22 protein-coding genes are annotated in these 22,208 nt (G+C 38.1%); 9 read left to right on the plus strand and 13 right to left on the minus strand.

The window, feature by feature from the left end:
- Nucleotides 1-72: 72 nt before the first annotated feature.
- The 5 genes from dnaJ to proS form a co-directional block, all read right to left on the minus strand.
- The gene (gene dnaJ, locus SOP96_RS19320) at nt 73-1,188 is read right to left on the minus strand and encodes a molecular chaperone DnaJ (RefSeq protein ID WP_326322510.1); all 1,116 of its coding nucleotides are present in this window, start codon (nt 1,186-1,188) and stop codon (nt 73-75) included.
- 76 nt (nt 1,189-1,264) lie between these two features.
- Complete coding sequence (locus tag SOP96_RS19325) at nt 1,265-1,801, minus strand: nucleotide exchange factor GrpE (protein WP_326322511.1); 537 nt, start codon at nt 1,799-1,801, stop codon at nt 1,265-1,267.
- A gap of 441 nt (nt 1,802-2,242) precedes the next feature.
- Nucleotides 2,243-3,583: an Nramp family divalent metal transporter gene (locus tag SOP96_RS19330; protein ID WP_326322512.1), complete on the minus strand. Its 1,341-nt coding sequence runs from the start codon at nt 3,581-3,583 to the stop codon at nt 2,243-2,245.
- 109 nt (nt 3,584-3,692) lie between these two features.
- Nucleotides 3,693-4,988, minus strand: coding sequence for an OmpA family protein (locus tag SOP96_RS19335; RefSeq protein ID WP_326322513.1), 1,296 nt, complete (start codon nt 4,986-4,988; stop codon nt 3,693-3,695).
- Between the two features lie 124 nt (nt 4,989-5,112).
- Nucleotides 5,113-6,588 carry a proline--tRNA ligase gene (gene proS / locus SOP96_RS19340; RefSeq protein ID WP_326322514.1) on the minus strand — a complete coding sequence of 492 codons (1,476 nt, stop codon included), beginning with the start codon at nt 6,586-6,588 and terminating at the stop codon, nt 5,113-5,115.
- Between the two features lie 145 nt (nt 6,589-6,733).
- Here proS and SOP96_RS19345 point away from each other — a divergent pair, with 145 nt between their 5' ends.
- Nucleotides 6,734-7,783, plus strand: coding sequence for a prolyl-tRNA synthetase (locus SOP96_RS19345; RefSeq protein WP_326322515.1), 1,050 nt, complete (start codon nt 6,734-6,736; stop codon nt 7,781-7,783).
- Between the two features lie 52 nt (nt 7,784-7,835).
- Complete coding sequence (locus SOP96_RS19350) at nt 7,836-9,215, plus strand: OmpP1/FadL family transporter (RefSeq protein ID WP_326322516.1); 1,380 nt, start codon at nt 7,836-7,838, stop codon at nt 9,213-9,215.
- Nucleotides 9,216-9,311: 96 nt separating this feature from the next.
- Here the strand turns inward: SOP96_RS19350 and SOP96_RS19355 are convergent, their stop codons facing one another.
- A complete protein-coding gene (locus SOP96_RS19355) occupies nt 9,312-10,022 on the minus strand; it encodes a ZIP family metal transporter (RefSeq protein ID WP_326322530.1) in 711 nt (236 codons plus the stop codon).
- Nucleotides 10,022-10,747, minus strand: coding sequence for a class I SAM-dependent methyltransferase (locus SOP96_RS19360; protein WP_326322517.1), 726 nt, complete (start codon nt 10,745-10,747; stop codon nt 10,022-10,024). Before SOP96_RS19360 ends, SOP96_RS19355 begins: the two co-directional genes overlap by 1 nt.
- Nucleotides 10,748-10,881: 134 nt before the next feature.
- Between SOP96_RS19360 and SOP96_RS19365 the strand changes: the two genes are divergently transcribed.
- Nucleotides 10,882-12,042, plus strand: a complete 1,161-nt coding sequence (locus SOP96_RS19365; RefSeq protein ID WP_326322518.1) for a THUMP domain-containing class I SAM-dependent RNA methyltransferase — start codon at nt 10,882-10,884, stop codon at nt 12,040-12,042.
- Between the two features lie 69 nt (nt 12,043-12,111).
- Here SOP96_RS19365 and rsmA read toward each other — a convergent pair whose 3' ends face one another.
- Nucleotides 12,112-12,882, minus strand: a complete 771-nt coding sequence (rsmA, locus tag SOP96_RS19370; RefSeq protein WP_326322519.1) for a 16S rRNA (adenine(1518)-N(6)/adenine(1519)-N(6))-dimethyltransferase RsmA — start codon at nt 12,880-12,882, stop codon at nt 12,112-12,114.
- Nucleotides 12,883-12,974: 92 nt separating this feature from the next.
- On the opposite strand from rsmA, the gene SOP96_RS19375 reads away from it, so the two are divergent.
- The 5 genes from SOP96_RS19375 (at nt 12,975) to rluF (ending at nt 16,566) form a co-directional block, all read left to right on the plus strand.
- Complete coding sequence (locus tag SOP96_RS19375; protein ID WP_326322520.1) at nt 12,975-13,874, plus strand: cell division protein FtsX; 900 nt, start codon at nt 12,975-12,977, stop codon at nt 13,872-13,874.
- A gap of 1 nt (nt 13,875) precedes the next feature.
- On the plus strand, nt 13,876-14,175 hold the full coding sequence (locus SOP96_RS19380; RefSeq protein ID WP_326322521.1) for a DUF3098 domain-containing protein: 300 nt from the start codon (nt 13,876-13,878) through the stop codon (nt 14,173-14,175).
- A 74-nt stretch (nt 14,176-14,249) separates the two neighbouring features.
- Nucleotides 14,250-15,068 carry an undecaprenyl-diphosphate phosphatase gene (locus SOP96_RS19385; RefSeq protein WP_326322522.1) on the plus strand — a complete coding sequence of 273 codons (819 nt, stop codon included), beginning with the start codon at nt 14,250-14,252 and terminating at the stop codon, nt 15,066-15,068.
- A 40-nt stretch (nt 15,069-15,108) separates the two neighbouring features.
- On the plus strand, nt 15,109-15,807 hold the full coding sequence (gene truB / locus SOP96_RS19390) for a tRNA pseudouridine(55) synthase TruB (protein WP_326322523.1): 699 nt from the start codon (nt 15,109-15,111) through the stop codon (nt 15,805-15,807).
- A 36-nt stretch (nt 15,808-15,843) separates the two neighbouring features.
- On the plus strand, nt 15,844-16,566 hold the full coding sequence (gene rluF / locus SOP96_RS19395) for a 23S rRNA pseudouridine(2604) synthase RluF (protein ID WP_326322524.1): 723 nt from the start codon (nt 15,844-15,846) through the stop codon (nt 16,564-16,566).
- Between the two features lie 49 nt (nt 16,567-16,615).
- Here rluF and SOP96_RS19400 read toward each other — a convergent pair whose 3' ends face one another.
- The 4 genes from SOP96_RS19400 to SOP96_RS19415 form a co-directional block, all read right to left on the minus strand.
- Nucleotides 16,616-17,578, minus strand: a complete 963-nt coding sequence (locus SOP96_RS19400; RefSeq protein ID WP_326322525.1) for a fasciclin domain-containing protein — start codon at nt 17,576-17,578, stop codon at nt 16,616-16,618.
- Nucleotides 17,579-17,693: 115 nt separating this feature from the next.
- Nucleotides 17,694-18,362 carry a helix-hairpin-helix domain-containing protein gene (locus SOP96_RS19405; RefSeq protein WP_326322526.1) on the minus strand — a complete coding sequence of 223 codons (669 nt, stop codon included), beginning with the start codon at nt 18,360-18,362 and terminating at the stop codon, nt 17,694-17,696.
- Complete coding sequence (locus tag SOP96_RS19410) at nt 18,310-18,984, minus strand: hypothetical protein (RefSeq protein ID WP_326322527.1); 675 nt, start codon at nt 18,982-18,984, stop codon at nt 18,310-18,312. The genes SOP96_RS19405 and SOP96_RS19410 overlap by 53 nt, the downstream gene beginning before the upstream one ends.
- A gap of 128 nt (nt 18,985-19,112) precedes the next feature.
- Nucleotides 19,113-19,457 (minus strand): MerR family transcriptional regulator, encoded by a 345-nt coding sequence (locus SOP96_RS19415; protein WP_326322528.1) that lies wholly within the window; start codon nt 19,455-19,457, stop codon nt 19,113-19,115.
- Between the two features lie 228 nt (nt 19,458-19,685).
- Between SOP96_RS19415 and SOP96_RS19420 the strand changes: the two genes are divergently transcribed.
- On the plus strand, nt 19,686-20,579 hold the full coding sequence (locus SOP96_RS19420; RefSeq protein ID WP_326322529.1) for an SMP-30/gluconolactonase/LRE family protein: 894 nt from the start codon (nt 19,686-19,688) through the stop codon (nt 20,577-20,579).
- 74 nt (nt 20,580-20,653) lie between these two features.
- On the opposite strand, the gene SOP96_RS19425 is transcribed toward SOP96_RS19420, so the two are convergent.
- Nucleotides 20,654-21,961, minus strand: coding sequence for a DEAD/DEAH box helicase (locus SOP96_RS19425; protein WP_326322531.1), 1,308 nt, complete (start codon nt 21,959-21,961; stop codon nt 20,654-20,656).
- Nucleotides 21,962-22,208 lie beyond the last annotated feature (247 nt).

Raw genomic sequence — 22,208 nt, forward strand, 5'->3', positions numbered from 1 at the left:
GGGGGGGGGGTTTCTTCGAACCCCCCGCCGAAACTTATAAAAAAAGAGGCTTTCAAGCCTCTTTTTACTATATTAATTAAACAAGTCTTTCACTTTATCAAAAAAAGTTTTTTCCTTTCCGGAGGGTTCTGCAATCATTTCACCGCTGTCCATTTGTTTTTCAAAGAAGTCCTTCTGTTCTTTCGTCAGCTTTTGCGGAGTCCAGACATTGATGTGAATGAACATATCGCCTTTGCCGTAGCTGTCGATGCTTGGAAGACCTTTTCCTGCCAGTCTCAGGATTTTCCCTGACTGTGTTCCGGCATCGATGGTGATTTTCACCTTTCCGCCAACCGTCGGTACTTCTTTTTTCGTTCCCAATGCTGCTTCAGCAAAAGAAATATACAATTCCTGGTGAAGATTATCGCCTTCTCTTTTAATCGTTTTATCAGCTTCCTCTTCAATAATTACCAGCAGGTCACCCGGAATACCGCCAAAAGGCGCATCATTCCCTTTTCCTCTTACATTAAGCTGGATGCCGTCTCTCGCTCCGGCAGGAATGTTGATGGTAACTTCCTCTTCATCTTTAATAAGCCCTTGTGCATTTGCTCCGGCAGGAATTTTATCAGCAACTTTCCCGATTCCCTGACACGTTCCGCAGGTAGTCTGCGTCTGCATCTGCCCGAACATCGTGTTCATCACTTTCAGCTGAACGCCCGAACCGCCGCAGGTAGGACACGTTTTTGAAGTCGCCCCTTCAGCAAACTTCATTTTCTTTACCTTGATGGTCTTCTGCGTTCCGTTCACCATTTCATCAAGATTCAGCCTGATTCTGATTCGCAGATTGGAACCTTTCACCTGCTGACGTCCGCCTCCGCCGCCAAAACCTCCGAAACCTCCACCGAAAATATCTCCGAACTGACTGAAAATATCTTCCATGTTCATTCCGCCGCCAAAGCCACCGCCTCCGAAACCGCCGTTTCCGCCTACTCCCGCATGGCCGAACTGATCGTATCTCGCACGTTTTTGTTCGTCGCTTAGTACTTCATAAGCTTCCGCAGCTTCCTTGAATTTTTCTTCAGCATCTTTATCGCCCGGATTTTTATCAGGGTGATATTTGATGGCCATTTTACGGTATGCTTTCTTTATCTCGTCGGCTGATGCAGATTTGCTGATCTCAAGAACCTCGTAATAATCTCTTTTTGACATCTCTTTTCTATGAGTAATTAGTAATTAGCAATGGATAATAGTCAGATTGCTTATTACCCATTACACATTGCTTATGTTAATTTCCTGTTACTACTTTCGCAAAACGGATCACCTTATCTCCCAAAGTATATCCTGTTTCAATCACGTCCACAATTTTTCCTTTAAGATCTTCCGACGGAGCAGGAATCTGAGTGATGGCTTCATGGAAATCTACATTGAAGCTGTCTCCGGCATTTACTTCCATCGCTTTCAGTCCTTTTTCAGTCAGCTTGCTTTTAAACTTATTGTAGATCAGTTCAACGCCCTGGAGATCAGAAGGATTACCGTTTTTAGCAATTTCCTTCAAAGCTCTTTCAAAATCATCCAGAACGCCCAGCATAGAAACCATCATATCCTGATTGGCGTACTGAAAGTATTCCAATTTTTCCTTAGACGTTCTTTTTTTATAATTTTCGAATTCAGCGTATAGTCTGATGTAACGGTCTTTCTCCTCTGCCAAAAGTTCCTCCGCAGAAGGTTTTGCTGTCACATTGTCTTCCGTTGCCGCTTCATTCTGAATATTCGTGTCTTCCTGATTATTGATGCTTTCTTCGTTGATATCCTGATTGTCCATAATTCAATATTTATTTGGGTTAGTATTGACAAACATTCTGCCAAAGGACAAAGGGTGACATTTAGGCAGATATTATAATTTTAAAAATTCACAACTCACCATTGATTTTTTTCAGGAGCCTTATCGCGCTATCCACTCATACTCCTCGCGCAGCCGCATGCTTTCAGAACCACGCGTGCTGTGGGGTAACCGTTACTATCGCGGCTAGGGTAGCAGGTTTGGTGACTCCGGAACCTCAGCCACCATTGAAATTTCGGTCTGTTTAAATCTATTATTTTAATATGTATAAATAGAGCATTGCAAAATTCCCCTCCTCTGGAGGGGTGGCGAAAATTCAAAGAATTTTTGACGGGGTGGTTTAATAATAATACAAAATTGAAACAATTAATGGTAAAAATTCAATTTTTCAAACTTAAAGAATAGTTTCTGAAAAACAATCCATCAAATACCCTTTCCAAAAAAAGTCTGATACAAAAGATAAACATTCAGAATAATAATAATAAATGAAATAATCCAGACACAAATTTTTAAGAAAGGTTTATTCACAAATTCACCCATCTTTGCTTTATCACTGGTAAACATCACCAAAGGAACTACTGCAAAGCTTAATTGCATAGACAATATTACCTGGCTCAGAACCAGAAGATCTGTTGTCCCTTTTTCACCGTAAAGAATCGCAACAATCAAAGCTGGAATTACGGCAATCAGTCTTGTAATAAGACGTCGCAGCCAGGGTTTTAATTTAATATTAAGGAAACCTTCCATTACGATTTGCCCGGCAAGCGTTCCGGTTAAGGTAGAATTCTGTCCCGAAGCCAATAAGGCAATGGCAAAAACAATACTCGCCATGGAAGCTCCTAAAATAGGAGTCAGTAATTTATAAGCATCATGAATATCTGCCACATCGTGATTCCCTGAAACATGAAAGGTAGCGGCCGCCAGAATAAGAATGGCCCCATTAATGAAGAAAGCAAGCATTAAAGAAAAAGTGCTGTCCAGTGTAGCAAACTTTATGGCTTCTTTTTTTCCTTCGTCATTTCTCGGATAGTCCCTTGTCTGAACGATGCTGCTATGTAAATACAAATTATGCGGCATTACAGTAGCTCCTAAAATTCCTATGGCGATATAAAGCATTGCCGGATTCTGAACAATTTCCGCTTTCGGGACAAGCCCTCCGAGAAGTTCGTTAACAGCAGGTTTTGAAATGACAAGCTCATAGACAAAGCAAGCGAGGATAATAAATATTAATCCTCCCACAATGCTTTCAATCCAACGGAATCCTTTAGACTGAAGCAAAAGAATAATCAGTACATCAACAGTTGTTATTACAATTCCCCAGGTAAGAGGAATTCCAAAGAGCAGATTAAGTGCAATGGCAGATCCAATAACTTCCGCGAGGTCACATGCGGCAATCGCAATTTCACAAAATATCCATAATATAAAATTGGTAGTCGGGCTAAAATGGTCTCTGCAAGCTTGGGCAAGGTCTCTTTCGGCCACCACTCCAAGTTTTACGGATAAATGTTGCAGAACCATCGCAAAAATATTCGAGATTAATATTACAGAAAGTAACGTATAGCCGAATTGTGCTCCACCCGCAATATCGGTCGCCCAGTTTCCGGGATCCATATAACCTACGGCAACCATAAGCCCCGGTCCGGCAAAAGCCAGATACTTTCTCCAGAAGCTTCCGTTTTGCGGAACTTTCACCGATGAATATACTTCAGATAGTGAATTGGATGTTTTATCTCTTCGCCAGGCGTTCTTTAAATTTAAACTCATAAAAATGTTAGAAATGACTAACAAATGTAATTAAATAAATAAAAACTACAAAATCATAAATAAAGATCCCGAAATGGTTCGGGATCTGAATAAGTGTATGCAGGCAAAATTATTTTGCAAACCGTACCGCCATTCTACGGTCAACGGCCCTTTCTGCATCAGATGCAGAAGCATCAACAGTCGCAAACTGGCTTCCATAACCTTCTGCTCCCATAATCTGTGATCCTACTCCTTGTTTTTCCAGCCATGAGCTTATAAATTCTGCTCTGTCTTCAGATAATTTCTGATTGTTAGCTTCATCTCCTGTTTTATCTGTATATCCGCCTATTTTTACTTTAACATCCGGATATGCTTTTAAAATCGCAGCCAGATTTTGTAATTGTCCTTCAGATCCTGCTTCAAGCTGATTGGCACTTCCTGTTTTAAAATTTACATGGTCAAAATTATACCACGTATCTTTCAATGCGTTATCATTTTGTGCATTTTTGTAACCGTCAGACTTTAAGAAAGCAATCATACGATCTTCCATTCCTCCTCTGTAACCTTTTAATGGAGTACCGTTCAGATCAATGTTTTCATCAACCTGTGAAGCTGAGATTCCTGTTGCAGTATCAGTTGTATTGGTATTTGCAGTATCTGTAACTACCTCTCCTGAATCATTTACCATAGTAGTGGTGGTAGTTTCTTTTTGCTCACATTGTCTCCAGATAAAATATGCGGCGGCAATTAACAATAAAAGGGGCAGCAGCCACTTCCAGATAGATCCGTCCTTGTCTTTATTTCTGTCAGGGAAAGTCCCGTTAAGAGTAGTGCTTCTCGTAACTTCAACTTTGGGCTCTTCTTCAGCCGGCATATTGATCGCATCTCTATCATTATCAAATTTATATCTTGCGTCCCAGTCGCCCATGCTTAGTGAAGCAAAGGAAAGCCCTGCTGGCAATAATGTTGAGACAATCCCTTTCTGATCATTCAAAAGGCTTGAAATTCCCGCTTTATCCAAATTGTTGTCTTCAGCGTATTTACTGATGGTACCCACCGTTGCTCCGGTAACCAAATGTAAAAGTGCACCTGAAGAGTTATTGCTGATTCCAGCGTATGTAGCGATGGAATTAATTAATCCGTTCAGTTTATCCCCGAATATCTGTGTTAATAGACTGGCAATAGATGAATTATCAGCAGAATTCCCTGCAAGATTTCCTAATATTCCGGTTGAAGAAGAATTCATAATAGCATCCAGTACAAGAGGATTATCGGAGTTATTGGCCAGTCCTCCTACAACAGCAGGCAGGGATGCGTCGATTGCTTTTGAGATTCCTGATTCACTTTCACCGTATTGTGAAGCAGATTGTGATACCAATGCCGGTCCCAGCTGTCCTTTAATGAGATCAATAATGTTTAGAGACATAGTAATTTATTTTGAGATTAATGTTGTAGAATGCTATCAAAAACTTGTCCAAACCGGCTATAATAAAAAAAATCTGCAAAAATCACATGGATTTTTGCAGATTCATTATGGTAAGCAAGATAAGTTAGTATGCTTTTGCAAACAAAACCCGTCTTTGTGAAGGCTTTCCAGAGATAAGAGAAACTCCTTCTTCAATATCATCATCTAATGGGATACACCTGATCGTTGCTTTGGTTTCTTCCTTAATCTGCTCTTCTTCCTCTGCGGTTCCATCCCAGTGTGCATAAATAAATCCGCCTTTTTCTTCAAGAACTTTTTTAAATTCATCATAAGAATCAACTTTGGTAATATTATTCTTTCTGAATTCAAAAGCTTTATTGTAGATGTCCTGCTGGATGGTTTTTAGTAAATCTTCGATGTAAGAATCAAGTCCTTCAATAGAACGTATTTCTTTTGTAAGATTATCTCTACGTGCGATCTCAACCGATTGGTTTTCCAGGTCTCTGGGTCCCATTGCAATTCTTACAGGAACACCTTTCAATTCATATTCCGCAAATTTCCAGCCCGGTTTGTTTTGGGTATCATTATCAAATTTCACAGAAATTCCTTTAGCTCTTAATTTAGCCTGAATATCTAAAGCAACTTTACTGATTTGCTCTAGCTGCTCTTCTCCTTTAAAGATAGGAACAATAACCACCTGAATCGGAGCCAGTGTAGGGGGAAGTACCAACCCGAAATCATCGGAATGGGTCATGATCAATGCTCCCATAAGGCGCGTTGAAGTTCCCCATGAAGTAGCCCAGGCATGCTCGATTTTGCCTTCTTTATTGGTGAATTTTACATCAAAAGCTTTGGCGAAATTCTGACCTAAAAAGTGAGATGTTCCTGCCTGAAGCGCTTTTCCGTCCTGCATTAATGCTTCAATACAGTATGTTTCATCTGCACCTGCAAATCTTTCGGAAGGTGTTTTTAATCCCTGAATTACCGGCATGGCCATAAAGTTTTCAGCAAAATCAGCATATACTTTATTCATTTTTTCGGCTTCTTGAATGGCTTCTTCTTTTGTTGCGTGTGCGGTATGCCCTTCCTGCCAAAGGAATTCAGCGGTTCTCAGGAAAAGGCGTGTTCTCATTTCCCAACGTACAACATTGGCCCATTGGTTGATCAGGATCGGTAAATCTCTGTAAGATTGAATCCAGTTTTTGTAGGTGTTCCAGATGATTGCTTCCGAAGTCGGGCGTACGATCAGCTCTTCTTCAAGTTTGGCATCCGGATCTACAATCAGTTTCGACGGATTGTCCGGATCTGTTTTTAATCGATAGTGCGTAACAACAGCACATTCTTTAGCAAAACCTTCTGCATTTTTTTCCTCAGCCTCAAATAAGCTTTTGGGTACAAAAAGTGGGAAATAAGCATTTACGTGACCTGTTTCTTTGAATTTTTTATCCATTTCATCACGCATTTTTTCCCAGATTGCATAGCCGTATGGTTTAATCACCATGCATCCTCGTACTCCTGAGTTTTCAGCTAAGTCGGCTTTTACCACCAACTCGTTATACCATTTGCTGTAATCTTCGCTTCTTGAGGTTAATTTTGCCATTATTTTTTTTAATTTTTTTAACTTTTTGCTATTATTGTTATCTAAAAATAAAAATCTATTTTTGATAGATTTTTGTACCGGTGGTAATGGTACATTTTTGGTACGTTTTGCAAATATAATTTAAATAAAAAATTTTTACGTTATCATGAAAAGAAATATACATAAAAATTTGCTTGGTGCAATTAGATCCAAAGGGATTCTTGCAGTGGCAGGCGGATTATTGCTTGTGTCCTGTGGTGCCCAGATGGGTGGATACAGTGAGACGGACGGCGTTTATTACGACCCTAATAAAGATACCCTTCCTGAGGGCGTAATTATTAACGACAGAGGAAACAGAGTTGGAGAAGAGTATAATTATTATCAGGATGATTCTAATCTTATCCAAAATGCACAAACCAATTCGGGATCAGATCGATATGAAGACTGGAACAGCTATAACTGGAGCAATACAGCAACCGATTCAGACTGGGGAATCTATGCAGGAAGCGAAACCAACTACTACGATAATTCGTGGGGCTGGGGTTGGGGTAACCCTTGGGGCTGGGGTGGCTGGTACAATCCTTGGGGTTGGGGCGGCGGCTGGGGCCTTGGACTTTCATGGGGCGGCTCATGGGGTTGGGGCGCAGGCTGGAATTTAGGATGGGGATATTCACCTTTCTGGGGATATAACCCATACTGGGGCTGGGGCGGAAATCCTTATTGGGGCTGGGGCGGCTATTGGGGCGGCAACTATTATGCTCCTTATTACAGAAGAAGCGGAGCAAACGGAAGAGGATTCAATACCTATAACGGAAGCTTTGCCAATAGATACGGCGTAACCAGTTCAAGTGGTTTCAGGAGAAGTTCTACCGGTACAGGAAGTTTCAGAAATAATGCTAATAATGGTGGTTTCAGAGGCTCTAACAACAGCAGTGGTTTCAGACAACAAAATATGAGCAATGGCGGATTCAGAAATCAAAATGGTGTAAGATCTCAGGGTGGTTTCCGCAATCAGGGGCAGCCGAGACAAAATTATAATTATCATCAGCCCTCTCAACCAAGAAATGACGGCGGCTTTAGAAATAATGGCGGCTTCAATAATTCCAACAGCGGTGGCGGCTTCAGATCAGGCGGCGGTGGCTTCGGTGGAGGAAGCGGCGGTGGCGGCTTCAGATCCGGTGGCGGCGGTGGCGGTGGCTTCCGAGGCGGCAGATAATTTAAATTAATAACTATTCAAAAAAATAATGTTAAGAAAATCTTTAGCTATAATGAGTATTTCTGCTGCATTTTTTGCGCAGGCTCAAGATGTTTCAGTGATCAGAAATACGGTAGATGTTTATTCCAATGCACCTAATATAGGTTCAGCGAAGTTTAATGCTATGGCAGGATCTAACGGAGCTTTGGGAGGAGATGCGAATTCCCTCCTTACAAACCCCGCAGGTCTGGGAGTTGCAATTTCAGGAGAAATTTCGGGAACACTTTCTATTACAAGCAATAAAAATACATCCTCTTATGCAGGATCATCTTACGGGTACACACTCGATAGGGCTGATCTTGGAAATGTTGGTGCGGTAATGACCTTTCAATTGATGACCGAAAGTGCCTGGAAGTTTATCAATATAGGAGTAAATTATTCCAATCAGTCGATAGAAAATTATATCGAAACGCCGGGTAACAGTAATTTAATTTATGATTTTCCCGATGCTACCAGTTCTTCTTTTGGCAGACATGCATATGACAGATACGGTTATATGTCGAAAACCAGCTTTGGAGTAGGAGCAAATTATAACAATAATTTATATCTTGGAGCCGGCCTGAATTTTTTCAACTCTTCAATCGACCAGTCAGATACAGCTATTTTTAATTCTTTATCCAACGGAAGTTCAGAGTATTTCAGCAAGCAGAACACGCCGTTTTATGAAAGAGGGAATGGTTTCTCAGCATCTCTCGGTGTAATTGGAAAACTGGGACGAAACTTCAGGTTGGGTGCTGCATTGGAAACTCCTACTTTCTGGAATATTGACAGAAGCTATAATTTTTACAATGACCCGATTTACGGAGACGATTATGCTGTTGAAGACAGAGAGCTTACTTCACCAATGAAAGCTACCGTAAGTGCTGCATTTATCGCCAATAAAAGTTTTGCTTTAAATGTAGATTATACATTAGGTTTAACAAAGCCTAAATATAAAGTATACGGAGATGCAGAAACTGAACTGAATGACTTCTTCAAAGATAACTACAAAAATCTTTCGGAAGTAAAAATCGGGGCTGAATACAGGCTTAAACAATTCAGATTAAGAGGGGGGTATGCGTATGCTTCAAGCCCTTTTGATGCTCTTGCTACTGACAGATATACCAATGATGGCGGCATAGCAGCAGCATATTCTGATAATAAACTTATACTTAATGACAGAAATGTACTTTCAGTTGGTTTAGGATATGATTTCAGATCATTTTATATCGATGCATCATATCAGAATATTACCTCAAAGTATAGTAATCCGTTTTTATATGGTGTAGTAGATGGAGCTTATGAAGCAGGATATTATTCTCCGGGCCGTCTTATTTCAAGTGATGCTTATGCAGTATCGGATGTAAAAAACGTGAGAAACAATTTCTTTCTTACCTTCGGTTGGAAATTCTAATACAGTAAGTAGTATTACCATAACAAAGCTCCGGATTTTTTCGGAGCTTTATTTTTTTATCTGAAATTAAAATAATTTATTTGATTTTGTTCAAAATTAAGAATGGTTATGGAAAAGATGCATGACCAAAGCCAATGAAACTCCCAGAATTACTAAACCAATTTTTACCCAGTCGATATTATGATTTTTGTTGCTTTCAAATATAATGACAGAAGAAATATGTAAAAAAATACCGCCTACAATAGCCAGAAAATAAGGCTGCAGATCTGGATTAAAGTAATTACCCAGTAACATTCCCATCGGTGAAGCCAACGCAAATAAAGCAACGATAAGCAGGGAAGGATAAGATGGCGCAGATTTGGATTCATTCTTCCTGTTAAACAAAAAAGCTCCCAAAATAAATGAGATCGGAAGATTATGGAAAACAATTCCCAAAAGATAAGGTGAAAGCTCATGATGGTCATTTGCCAAAGGAATGCCTTCTATGAATGCATGAATAAAAAGCCCTACCATTAGCGCAACAGGAAGAATATTATGTTCGTTGTGATAATGAAAATGGCCGTGTTCAAACCCTTTGGTAAGCGCTTCCAGAATCATCTGCAATAATACACCGGCTATTACAAAAATTCCCAGACTCGTTCCTGCTTCTGCATTATACACCTGCGGAAAAACCTCATTAAGGCAAATCGTGATAAGAAATCCTGCGCTTAAAATCAGTAAATTTTTGGCGAGCTTCTCTTTTTTGCCGAAATGTTTTCCCAGAAACACTCCGGAAACCACACTTAAAATCAATAAAAGAACCGTTATCATTTTTTCTTAAATAAATTAATACAACGGGGCGAGTTTTCTTTATCAAATACATTCAGCTGATAATCTCCCCAGATTTTAGTTCGTTCAAAACCACATTCTTCAGCATAACTGTTAATCGCCTGTAGTGTATGAAGCTTTACTTTTTCAAAAAAATGATAAGATTTGCCTTTATCTTCGAATCTGATATCTTTAATGATATGTCGGCCTTCTATTTTTTTAGTAATTTTAAATTCAATGTCTTCGCGGTTAACTGTAGATTGAGGAGCAATATTTTTTCGTACAAACGCTTCATTCAGATAATCCAAAACAAAAAAGCCGCCCGGTTTTAAAACGTTGTACACCGATTGGAAAACTTTCTTATCATCATTTTCATGATCGAAATATCCGAAACTTGTAAAAAGATTGAATACCGCATCCATAGGATCTGCATCAATGGGATTTCTCATGTCATGAACATCGAATAATAGTGTCTGGTTCTCAAACTGTTTATCAAATTCGATACTCTTTCTGGAAAGATCCAATCCTAAAACATCAAATCCTAATCTATTGAGGAAAACAGAATGTCTTCCCTTTCCGCAGGCCAGGTCAATAATCTTGGCATCTTGAGGCAGCTGAAGATCTTCCGTGAGTTTTGTAATGAAGTTTTCTGCTTCTGCGTAATCCCTGTTACTGTAAAGCAAATGATAATAAGGGGTATCAAACCAAGATTCAAACCATTCCATAATGCAAAAATAACTAAATTTGTGCGGTAAAAGGAAAAAGTATTTAACATTGAAAGATTGAAATATTCAATGAGGCAATAATCGAAATACCTAATCTTTTAATTCTTAAATATTTAAACTTTTAATAAGTACGTATGGACATAGATAATATACAGATTCAGATAAAAACATTTTTCGGATTAGAACAGATTTTATCGGAAGAGATTAAAAAACTCGGCGGAAGAAAGGTAGAAGTGAAAAACCGGGCAGTAAACTGCGAAGGAGATTTGGGTTTCTTATATAAAATCAATTATTCGGCAAGAACGGCTTTAAAAATTTTAGTTCCGATTCATGAATTTAAAGCTTTCAATCAGCATCAGTTTTACGACAGGCTTTTCAAATTCAATTGGGAGGAATTTATGCATGTTGAACAATCCTTTGCCATTGATGCAACAGTAAATTCAGAAACATTTAAGCATTCACAATTCGTAACCCTGAAAATGAAGGATGCAATTGTTGACTATTTTCAGGAGAAATTTAAAAGACGCCCCAATGTGGAAACCAAAAATCCGGATATTAAATTCCATCTTCATATCGACCGTGAATTGGTTACGATTTCTTTGGATTCCTCCGGCGATCCTTTATTTAAAAGAGGATACAGAAGAGAGCAGGGTGAAGCGCCGATCAACGAAGTTCTGGCAAGCGGAATGCTCCAACTGGCGGGATGGGACGGAAAAGGAAATTTCCTGGATCCGATGTGCGGTTCCGGTACTTTATTGATCGAAGCGGCGATGATTGCGATGGATCTTCCGGCACAGCTTTTCAGAAAAAGATTTGCCTTCCAGAACTGGAAAAATTATGATGCGGATTTATTTGCTAAAATAAAAGAATTCAGAGTCAATAGAATTAAAGAATTCACCGGAAAAATAGTAGGTTATGATATTGATGCCAGAATGCTGAATGCCGCCAGAACCAATATTGAAGCTGCTGAAATGGAAGACGTCATTGAAGTGAAAAAACAGAATTTCTTTGATTCTAAAAAAGAATTGTTCCCTTTGCTTATGGTTTTCAATCCACCTTATGACGAAAGAATTTCTATTAATGATGATGATTTTTACAAAAAGATAGGAGATACCTTCAAAACACATTATCCGAATACGTTAGCATGGCTTATTTCTTCGGATTTGGAAGCTGTAAAGAAAATAGGACTTCGCCCGTCAAGAAAAATAAAGCTTTTCAACGGTAAACTGGAAACACGTTTTTTACAGTACGAAATGTATGAAGGAACCAAAAAAGTCCATAAACTTGAAAATTAAATCTTTCAAATACAAAAAGCTCCTGAAAACAAAATTCTCAGGAGCTTTTCTTGTATTATTCTAAATCAATTACTGATTGTTTTTCCAAAGTTGGGTGAATGAAATAAAATCGGAAACACTAAGTTCTTCCGCTCTTTTGTCCATGAATTCATGGGTTTTTAAAACCTCCGGAATATTGAGAATTTTCAATGCATTTGAAAGCTTTTTTCTTCTTTGATTAAATCCTGCTTTTACGATCTGTTTAAACAAAACTTCATTTCCGGCAAGTCCTTCTTTGGGATTTCTTGTCAGGCGAATAACCCCGGATTTTACTTTCGGAGGAGGGTTGAATACATTTTCATGAACCGTAAACAAATACGAAGTATCATAATACGCCTGGATCAAAACGGTAAGAATTCCGTAATCTTTCGTTCTCGGAACTGCTGCGGTTCTTTCTGCCACCTCTTTCTGGAACATGCCCACCATTTCAGGAACCAGCTCATAATGATCTACAATCTGAAACAAAATCTGGGATGAAATATTATAAGGAAAGTTCCCGATAATAGCGATCTGTTCGCCGTTGGTAAATTGAAAATCCTGTTTCAGAAAATCACCCACAAAAGTTTCTTCCGTTACTTTAGGATAATTGGTTTTAAGATATTCAATAGACTCATTGTCTATTTCCGCCAGGTAAATATGCTGGTCTTTTTCCAGAAGATATTTGGTGAGGACTCCCATTCCGGGGCCTACTTCCATTACATTTTGGTAGCCTTCAAAACTAAGACCTTCCACGATTTTTCTCGCGATGTTTTCATCCGTCAGAAAGTGCTGACCAAGATGCTTTTTTGCTTTTACACTCAATGTTTTTTATGATTTTATTAACAGTGATTTTCTCTTTTTCGTTCCCAAATTTCGGAAGTTTTTTTCTATTTTAGCCAAAAATTTTAATATTAATGGCTAAATCTGTAGATGAATTTAATAAGAAAAGGCTTAGGTCTAGCAATATTACAGTGGTAATAAGTATCGCTTTGGTGTTATTTTTACTCGGATTAATGGGGCTTATTTTAATCAATGCCCAGAAATATTCCGATTATATCAAAGAGCAGCTTGTGGTAAATGCATACTTCGCTGAAAATTATAACGCTAAAGATTCTGTAAAGATTGCGAAAATGGAAGCCGAAGTTTTCAAGGAAATTCAGACGCTGGCTCCGGTGAAAAAAGCAACCTATATCAGCCGCGAAATGGCATCTCAGGAAGCTAAAAAAAGCATGGGAATCGATACGGATGCACTTTTTGAAGAAAATATTTTCCCTTCATCTATAGAAATTGCTTTGAAACCTGAATATGTAGATCCTGCCAAAATTGACGAAGCCCTGAAAGCAATCAAAGCCGTTCCCGGAATTGCTGAGGTGAAAAACGACAGCACGCTGATGGTGGATGTTTACAATAACCTGAGCAGAATCCTTAAATGGATTTTAGGATTTTCTATACTGTTTTTAATCTTGGCGGTGGTTTTAATTAACAATTCAATCCGTCTGAAAATATTTTCCAAAAGATTTATCATTAAAACCATGCAGCTGGTAGGGGCAAAAAGAAGATTTATTCTTAAGCCTTTTATCATTGAAGCGGTGGTGCTTGGTGCCATCGGTTCTTTAATCGGGCTTCTGGCATTGTTCGGACTCTGGTACTATTTTACAAACCAGATCGGTTCTGCTTTCGTGCAGGACAACAATCAGTATTTCTGGCTGGTGTTGCTGGTAATCGGTGTAGGGATTTTTATTACGGTTCTGAGTACGGTAGTTGCTACCTGGAGATTCTTAAGATCAAACGTTGACGATTTATATTATTCTTAAAATGAGCAAAAAAACAAATAAATTTTCCGCAGACGATTTCGGAAAAGAACACAATGAAGTTCCTCAGGAAAATACTTTTTATTTCGGAAAGGAAAACTTTAAGTGGATGCTGATCGGTCTTGCATTTATTATCGTAGGTTTTCTTCTGATGATGGGACCCGATGCCAATACCGTAGATGGAAAATTTGACCCAAATGCATGGAACGATGGGATCTTTTCAATCCGCAGGATCAGAATTGCTCCGCTATTTGTGGTTATAGGCTTTGTGATCGAAGTGTATGCGATCTTAAAAAGAAAATAAACAATATTTTACGCAATAAACTTTGTCAGAGTTCAGGACTTTGACAAAGTTTTTTTTGATAAATACAAAAAAATATGGATTTAATCAAAGCAATAATCATTGCGATTATCGAAGGATTAACAGAATATCTCCCGATTTCTTCAACCGCTCATATGGGATTTACAGCCAGTTTAATGGGCTTGCCGGAAGATGAATTTTTAAAAATGTTCCAGGTATCTATTCAGTTCGGAGCCATACTTTCCGTAGTTGTTGCGTACTGGAAAAAGTTTTTTGACCTCAAAAATTTACAGTTTTACTTTAAGCTCGCTTTTGCAGTAGTTCCTGCTCTTGTTTTAGGGTATCTTTTTGATGATAAAATAGAAGCAGTGTTGGGTAATCAGATTGCAATTTCATCGGTTTTGGTATTGGGTGGAGTCGTTTTATTATTCGCAGATAAATGGTTTAAAAATCCTAAAATTGATGATGAAAAAGGAATTACCATAAAAAAAGCAATAACAATAGGCTTTTGGCAATGCTTGGCCATGATGCCGGGAACCAGCCGAAGTGCTGCTTCTATTATCGGTGGGATGACACAGGGTTTAACGAGAAAAGCTGCGGCGGAATTTTCATTTTTTCTTGCTGTCCCTACAATGCTTGCTGTTACCGTATATTCTGTTTTTTTAAAAACATGGGGTAAAGAAACGGCAAATCCGCAGAAAGGTTATGAAATGATTATGTCGTCAGAGGATCATATCACGATTTTTATTATAGGAAACATTGTTGCTTTTATAGTTGCGCTGATTGCCATTAAAGCATTCATCGGCGTTTTAAACAAATATGGTTTCAAGCCGTGGGGTTGGTACCGTATTTTCGTTGGCGTAGCTTTACTGATTTATTTTTACTTTTTTCAGTAGATTAAAGCTAATTTAAATTATCCATTACCATTATTCGACCATGACAGCTGAAGACTTACAGTCAGGACACATCTTTTTATTGGACAAACCTTTGGATTGGACGTCGTTTCAGGCGGTCAACAAAATGAAATATAAGCTCAAAAGAGAATTTAACCTACCCAAAAAATTCAAAATCGGCCATGCCGGAACGTTGGATCCCAGAGCAACCGGGCTTCTGATTGTATGCTGCGGAAAATTTACCAAAAAAATTCCGGAAATCCAGGATGCTCCTAAAGAATACTGGACAGAAATAAAGATAGGAGTGCAAACCGAATCCTACGATACCGAAAAACCGGAAATTCTTCATCAGGATATTTCGCATATTACGGAAGAACAAATTCGTAAGGCTTTGGAAAAATTTGTAGGCGAAATTGATCAGACTCCGCCGGTTTTTTCCGCGATAAAAATTGAAGGAAAAAGAGCTTACGATCTTGCGAGGGCAGGAGAAGAAGTGGAAATGAAATCCAGGAAAACAACGATCTTTTATATTAATGAAATTAAAGTAAGTCTTCCGTTGGTAAATTTCACCGTGGGCTGTTCAAAAGGAACCTATATCAGAAGCCTGGCTCATGATATCGGACAGGAATTGGGAGTCGGAGCATACCTTACCCAGTTGAGAAGAACAAAAATTGGAGAATATAAGATTGAGGATGCAACATCTGATTTTCTGCAAAATGATTTTAGATTTAATCAGCCATGAAAATGCTTTTATAAAACAAGGTTACGGAGAAGAGTAATGGAAAAAACGCGTATCAATAAATATTTATCAGAAGTTGGCTACTGCTCCAGAAGAGCGGCAGACAAGCTTCTGGAAGAAGGTAGAATCAAGATCAATGGAAAAATTCCGGAAATGGGAACCAAAGTTTCCGATGAAGACGTGATTGAAGTAGACGGCAAACCGATCCGTGAGCCACAGGAAGACCATGTGTATATTGCATTCAATAAACCTGTGGGAATTGTTTGTACGACAGATACCAAAAGAGAAAAAAATAATATCATCGATTATATCAACCATCCGAAAAGAATTTTTCCCATCGGAAGGCTTGATAAACCAAGTGAAGGCTTGATTCTTCTGACAAGTGACGGCGATATCGTTAATAAAATCCTGCGTTCAAGGAACAACCACGGCAAAGAATATATCGTAAGGGTCGACAAGCCGATTACACCAAAATTTCTTGATAAAATGAGAAATGGTGTCCCGATTTTAGACACAGTAACCAAAAAATGTGAGGTTGAAAAAATTGATGAGATGAATTTCAGGATTGTCCTTACACAGGGATTAAACCGCCAGATCCGAAGAATGTGCGAGTACCTCGGATATGAGGTGAAAAAGCTCAAAAGGATTCGGGTTTTAAATATTAAGCTCGATCTGCCCATCGGAAAATGGAGAGATTTTACCGATGAAGAACTTATGACATTGCAAAACCTTGTAGAGGGCTCCAGCAAAACATTTGACTAAAAATAAGAGGCTATCTGTTACGATAGCCTCTCTCTTTAGATAGGATTATTTATGGTAAAAGAACTCTGTCGATAACGTGCACTACACCGTTGGTAGCCATTATGTCTGTTGATGTGATATTTGATGCTGAAGGATTACCGTTTCCTTTAACTTTAGCACCACCTGAAAGTGTAATCGTTACATTTGCACCATTCAAGGTTGCAGGTGTTGCTCCTTCAGTAAGATCTGATGAAAATACTCGTGCTGAAATTACGTGGTATGTAAGGATACTTGCCAGTGTGTTGGGATTAGCAGCCTGAATTGAAGCAATTGAAGTAAATCCTGCGTTAATAAATGCCTGGTTTGTTGGAGCAAATACCGTTAATCCGTTGGTTGTTGATAAAACCGAAGCAACATTTGTTGATCCTTCACTTGCTCTTACAACAGCAGCTACCAAAAAGCTTAAATTAGAATTTCCCTGTGCTACCTGAACAATGTTTCCCGCAGGCGGCATCAATACTTTATTTATTACATGTATAACACCATTGCTTGCGTTAACGTCAGCAGTTGTTACCATTGCTCCGTTGATATACACACCGTTGCTTTTTTTGCTTACATATGCTTTTGAATTACTTGCAGTAGTAAGCTCAGTAGTTCCGGACGGAATGCCGGACGCTGCATACTTTTGAGTAAATACGTGGTAAAGAAGAATATTTTTTAACGTTTCAACAGGAACAGCATTAATGGCGGCTTCTGAGCCCAATCCTGCAGAAGTAAAAGCATCATTAGTTGGAGCGAATACTGTAAATGAACCGCTTTCTGATAGTGTTGCACCTAAACCTGCTCTTGTAACGGCTGCTCTTAGTAAAGAAAGATCAGATCTTTCAGAAACAAGCGTCGCAATATTCTTATCCATTTGGGTCATTTCATCGTCATCATTATCATCACAGGAAATCACAACTAATGACAACGCTAAAAAACTGAACATTACTTTCAGGTAATTTTTCATAGAATGTAAACTGAACTTTTTCATAAAATTTTATTTAATGGTTGGTATTTTTTATTTGTATATTAATATACTAATTTTAATATTTAAAGTATAAAAATGTACTATCAAAAATATTGCCAATTTATTTTATGAGTAAATTTCAATTAAGATACAATTTCATTTTTGCCTCATATTCCGGTTTGATCTTTAAAAGTTTCCATAGTTTTTTTTCGTCTTTTTCGGTAAGCCTGTAGAAAATAATTTTATCTGCGGAATATTTGAAGTATGGATGATTTTTCAGCCATTCTTCGGGAGCATCTGTTAAAGAATATTTTTTTACATTGCTGGTGTTTAGCGGTGCAATTGAGATCAGTTTTTTTGTTAATTCAATATCTATATTATATGTCGTTAAGATTTGTTCTTTGCTTATGAATCCGCCTAATTTTTTCCTGAAGCCGATCATGGAGCCGGCTGCTTTTTCATCAAACCCGAATTCCAAAAGCTGTTTAAATGTAATCGTATTCAAATCAATTTTTGAAAAGTCTGTCTTTTCCTGCCATATAGTTTCGGGCTTATCTGCAATTACGGACTGATTTAATCTGATAAAAGGCTTTATTTCTTCAAACTTTTGTTCTGAAATCACGAAGCATTTCTGAATATCTTCAATGCTTTTAAAACTTCCTTTTAAATTGCGTTCCCGGTAATTGATAATCACCTGTGACTGCTTATCGGAAAAGCCAAGTGATTCCCATCCCCTTGCATCTAATAAGTTCGGATCAAAAAGGATGGTATTGAATTTTAGTTGCTTTAGAATTTGAGTTGTTGGCATATTGAGTAAATCCGCCAGGAGTTTTCTCAGGAAGAATAAGGTAACCCGAAAGTTTTTTATAATTTTCCTCACTGATGATAAAGCATTCTCTGAATTTCTCTTTACTTACAAAACTTCCGCCCAGATATTTTTTGTAGTTAACAATTGCCTCTGCCTGACGCTCTGAAAATCCCATTTTTACCCAGTCAATTACTCCATAAAGATCGGGATTAAATTTTCGGGAAACCATAATGGGTTTCTTTTCAAAATTAGTAAATCGGCTGCTTTTTGCTTCACTATTGCTTTCCGGAAGCTGGATGTAAGGTCGCAATTCCGAAAATTTTTCTTCTGAAACCGCATAGCATTTCTTAAACTGCTCTTTGGAGAGGAATTTTCCGCCAACAACTTTTTTATAATTAAGAATTGTAGCAGCCTGCTTTTCTGTAAACCCTAAATTTTTCCATTGTTTTTCGTCAAGTTCATTAGGGTTAAATTCGGCTAAATGCAGAGGTGAAGGATTATTGCTGATAAAATGCACATCGGAGAAATCTTCTTTCTCCCTGCTTCTGTATTTTTGAAATCCGAACAGGATGATGAGCAGTACGCCCAGAAATGCGAGCTGTTGGTAATAATTTTTTTTCATCGCCGTAAACTTAACAATTCTGTCGGTTAATAGCAATGACCGGGCTGCAATTGGATGATTTCAGAATATAAATTCAGGAAAATGATTAAAAAATATGCTGATAAGAGGAAAATTTCTTAAAAAAATAATTATTCCATGTCCTTTTCCACTAGAGAATCTTTAAGTTTCAGCAGTTCGGCTTTTATAAATTCCAGTCTGTCGATCATGGTGATGGTTTCTGAAATCTTGCTGTTAGTGGTAAGGGCAATTTTTGCTCCGTCAAGCGTGTACCCTTTTTCTTTAACCAGATGATAGATGATCTGAAGATTTTTGATATCTTCCGGAGTGAAATAACGGTTGCCTTTTTTGTTTTTTTTAGGCTTAATGATAGGGAATTCCTGTTCCCAATATCGTATCAATGAAGTGTTTACATCAAATGCTTTTGCAACTTCTCCTATGGAATAATACAGCTTATCTGGTAAATTTATCTTCATTTTTGGAATCCTAATTTTCAAAGATAAAAATTTTTTAAATTTCATCACTAAAACATGGTCTGAAAAGTTAGGTTACGGGTAAAAATCATTTATTCTAAATTTTTAAACCTCAATTCATTGAAAGGGCAGGAATATACTGAAGACTGTAATTAATGTCTGCTAATGAGAAAATAACTTTTGAATCTGCTTCAGTAAATCGTAAATTGTGCCTTTAAAATTTAATGTTGTATGAAAAATATTCTGCGGTTTACTTCAGTTGGTTTGGTTTTAGCAGTACTCAACTGCAAATCAGTAAATACCAATACTATGTTTTATGAAGACGTAAAACCGGAAAAAATTTCGGATCAGTTTGCCTTTACGGAAGGCCCTTCTTCGGATAAAGAGGGAAATGTTTATTTTACGGATCAGCCCAACGATAAAATTTATTACTGGGACTGGAAAACCAATAAAATTGTTGAATTTTTAAGCAATACGGGAAGAGCCAATGGAACCCACTTCGACAAAGATGATAATCTCATTACCTGTTCAGATAATAAAGGAGAAATCTGGAAAATTTCAAAAGACAAAAACATTGAAGTCCTCCTGACAAATGTAGAGGGCAAAAGGCTAAATGGCCCAAATGATATATGGAATGACAAATTCGGCGGAATGTATTTTACTGATCCATTATATGAAAGAGATTATTGGGAAGATTTTAAGAAGGAAACGCCTCATAAAAGTCTTTACTACAGAAGCAAAGACGGCAATGTAACAAAGATTGAAACCTTTACGCAACCAAACGGAATTGTTGGAAGCGAAAAATTTAAAAAGCTTTATATCTCGGATATTGATGCCGGGAAAACGTATGTCTATGATTTGCTGGGTGAAGGAAAATTATCAGAAAAGAAGTTATTCTGTGAAATGGGCTCGGACGGAATGACGATCGATAAGCACGGAAATCTCTACCTTACCGGAAACGGCGTGCACGTTTTCAACCATGAAGGAAAGAAAATCTATCATATTCCGATTGATGAGGACTGGACAGGTAATGTAACATTTGGAGGAAAAGACAATAATGTATTGTTTATTACGGCTTCCAAATCGGTGTATATTTTGCCTACAAAAGTAAGAGGAGTTCACTAAAGTTAAGGCTGAGGTTAAGATTGAAAAGTCTGAATAATATTTCTCAATCTTAACCTAAACCTTAAACATAATCTTTAGTAAGCAACTTCCATTTTCACTTTTTTGCCTTTTAATTTTTCATTAGCCAGCTTCCGTAGAACAGAATGCACTTTATTTCTGGAAACAGCAACATAGGAAGTTGTATCTTTCACTTCAATGAGTCCGACATTTTCTTTTTGCAGCTCGCCTTTTTTCAGGAGATAGCCTACAATATCAACTTTATTCACTTTATCTTTTTTTCCGGCGCTGATGTAAATAGTCTGGAAAGGCGTTTTTTCGGGAACTTTCTCAAATCCGGCAACACTTTCTATGGGAGTGTCATTTTTAATGAATGGGAAATTTTCTTCCTCTGTCATGATCAGATAGGCAAAACCTTTCGCATTCATCCTTGCAGTACGGCCGTTCCGGTGAATGAAAGCGTCTTCTTTCGGAGGTAACTGATAGTGCACAATCGATTCAACTTCAGGAATATCCAGGCCTCTTGCTGCCAGATCGGTGGTGATTAAGATTCTCGCCGAATCATTTCTGAATTTCAACAACGCCCGTTCTCTTTCATCCTGTTCCATGCCGCCGTGAAATGTTTCCCTATCAATTCCTTTCTGACTCAAAAGCTCGGAAATTCTGTCCACGGCATCTCTATGATTACAGAAAATCAGGGTTCTTTTATTTCCTATTTTACAGATAAGATTAAATAAAGTATCCAGCTTTTCTTCCGATGTCGTCATTACCTTTTTTAGCTGAATATCCGGTTTTGCTTCATTTAATTTTAAAAAGTTGATGATTTTTTTGTCTTTAAGCCCGGTGAATGCAGGAATATTATCCATTGCCGTTGCGGAAGTCAGCATCCTTTGTGACAGGCCTTTCAACGATTGGCAAATAAATTCCATATCATCATGAAATCCCAGTTCCAGTGCTTTGTCAAACTCATCCAGAACCAGAGTCTGGATTGTTTTCGGATCAAAATTATTATTTCTGATATGGTAAACAACTCTTCCCGGTGTTCCGATCAACACTGCCGGAGCTTCAATAAGGTTGTTAACTTCAATTTTTTTATCATGGCCGCCATAGCAAACCGAAACCTTATAATCGGTTCCCATTGATTTGAAAACCTGCTCAATCTGCAGTGCCAGTTCTCTTGCCGGAACTAGGATCAAAGCCTGAATTCCAGGAACGTTTTTCTGTAAATTTCTCAATACAGGAAATAAAAAAGCAAGCGTTTTCCCCGATCCTGTAGGCGAAAGCAAAACAATATCCTGGTTATTTTCCGTTGTGTTATAGGCCGATTTCTGCATCTGATTCATATCCTGAATCTGCAGTTTTTGGTAGATCGATTGTAGTTCCATGCTGCAAAGGTAGTGAATCATGCTTTAAGTTTTAGGGTGGTGGGTTTTGGTGCAGTATTTTTGATAAATGATCATTTCAATTCATAAGCTCTCCAACTCTTAAATCCTCCAACTTTATTTCAGGAGCTTTTTGATTATATCGGAAAGCAGCATTCATTTTTTATTTGAAGCTTTTTCCGGCTTTCCGCACTCGCTATTTTTTTGGTTCCGGCGGCGGCGAAGCCGCCSCCCGAACCAAAAAAAATAT

The organism is Chryseobacterium salviniae, from assembly GCF_035819015.1.
Taxonomy (GTDB): domain Bacteria; phylum Bacteroidota; class Bacteroidia; order Flavobacteriales; family Weeksellaceae; genus Chryseobacterium; species Chryseobacterium salviniae.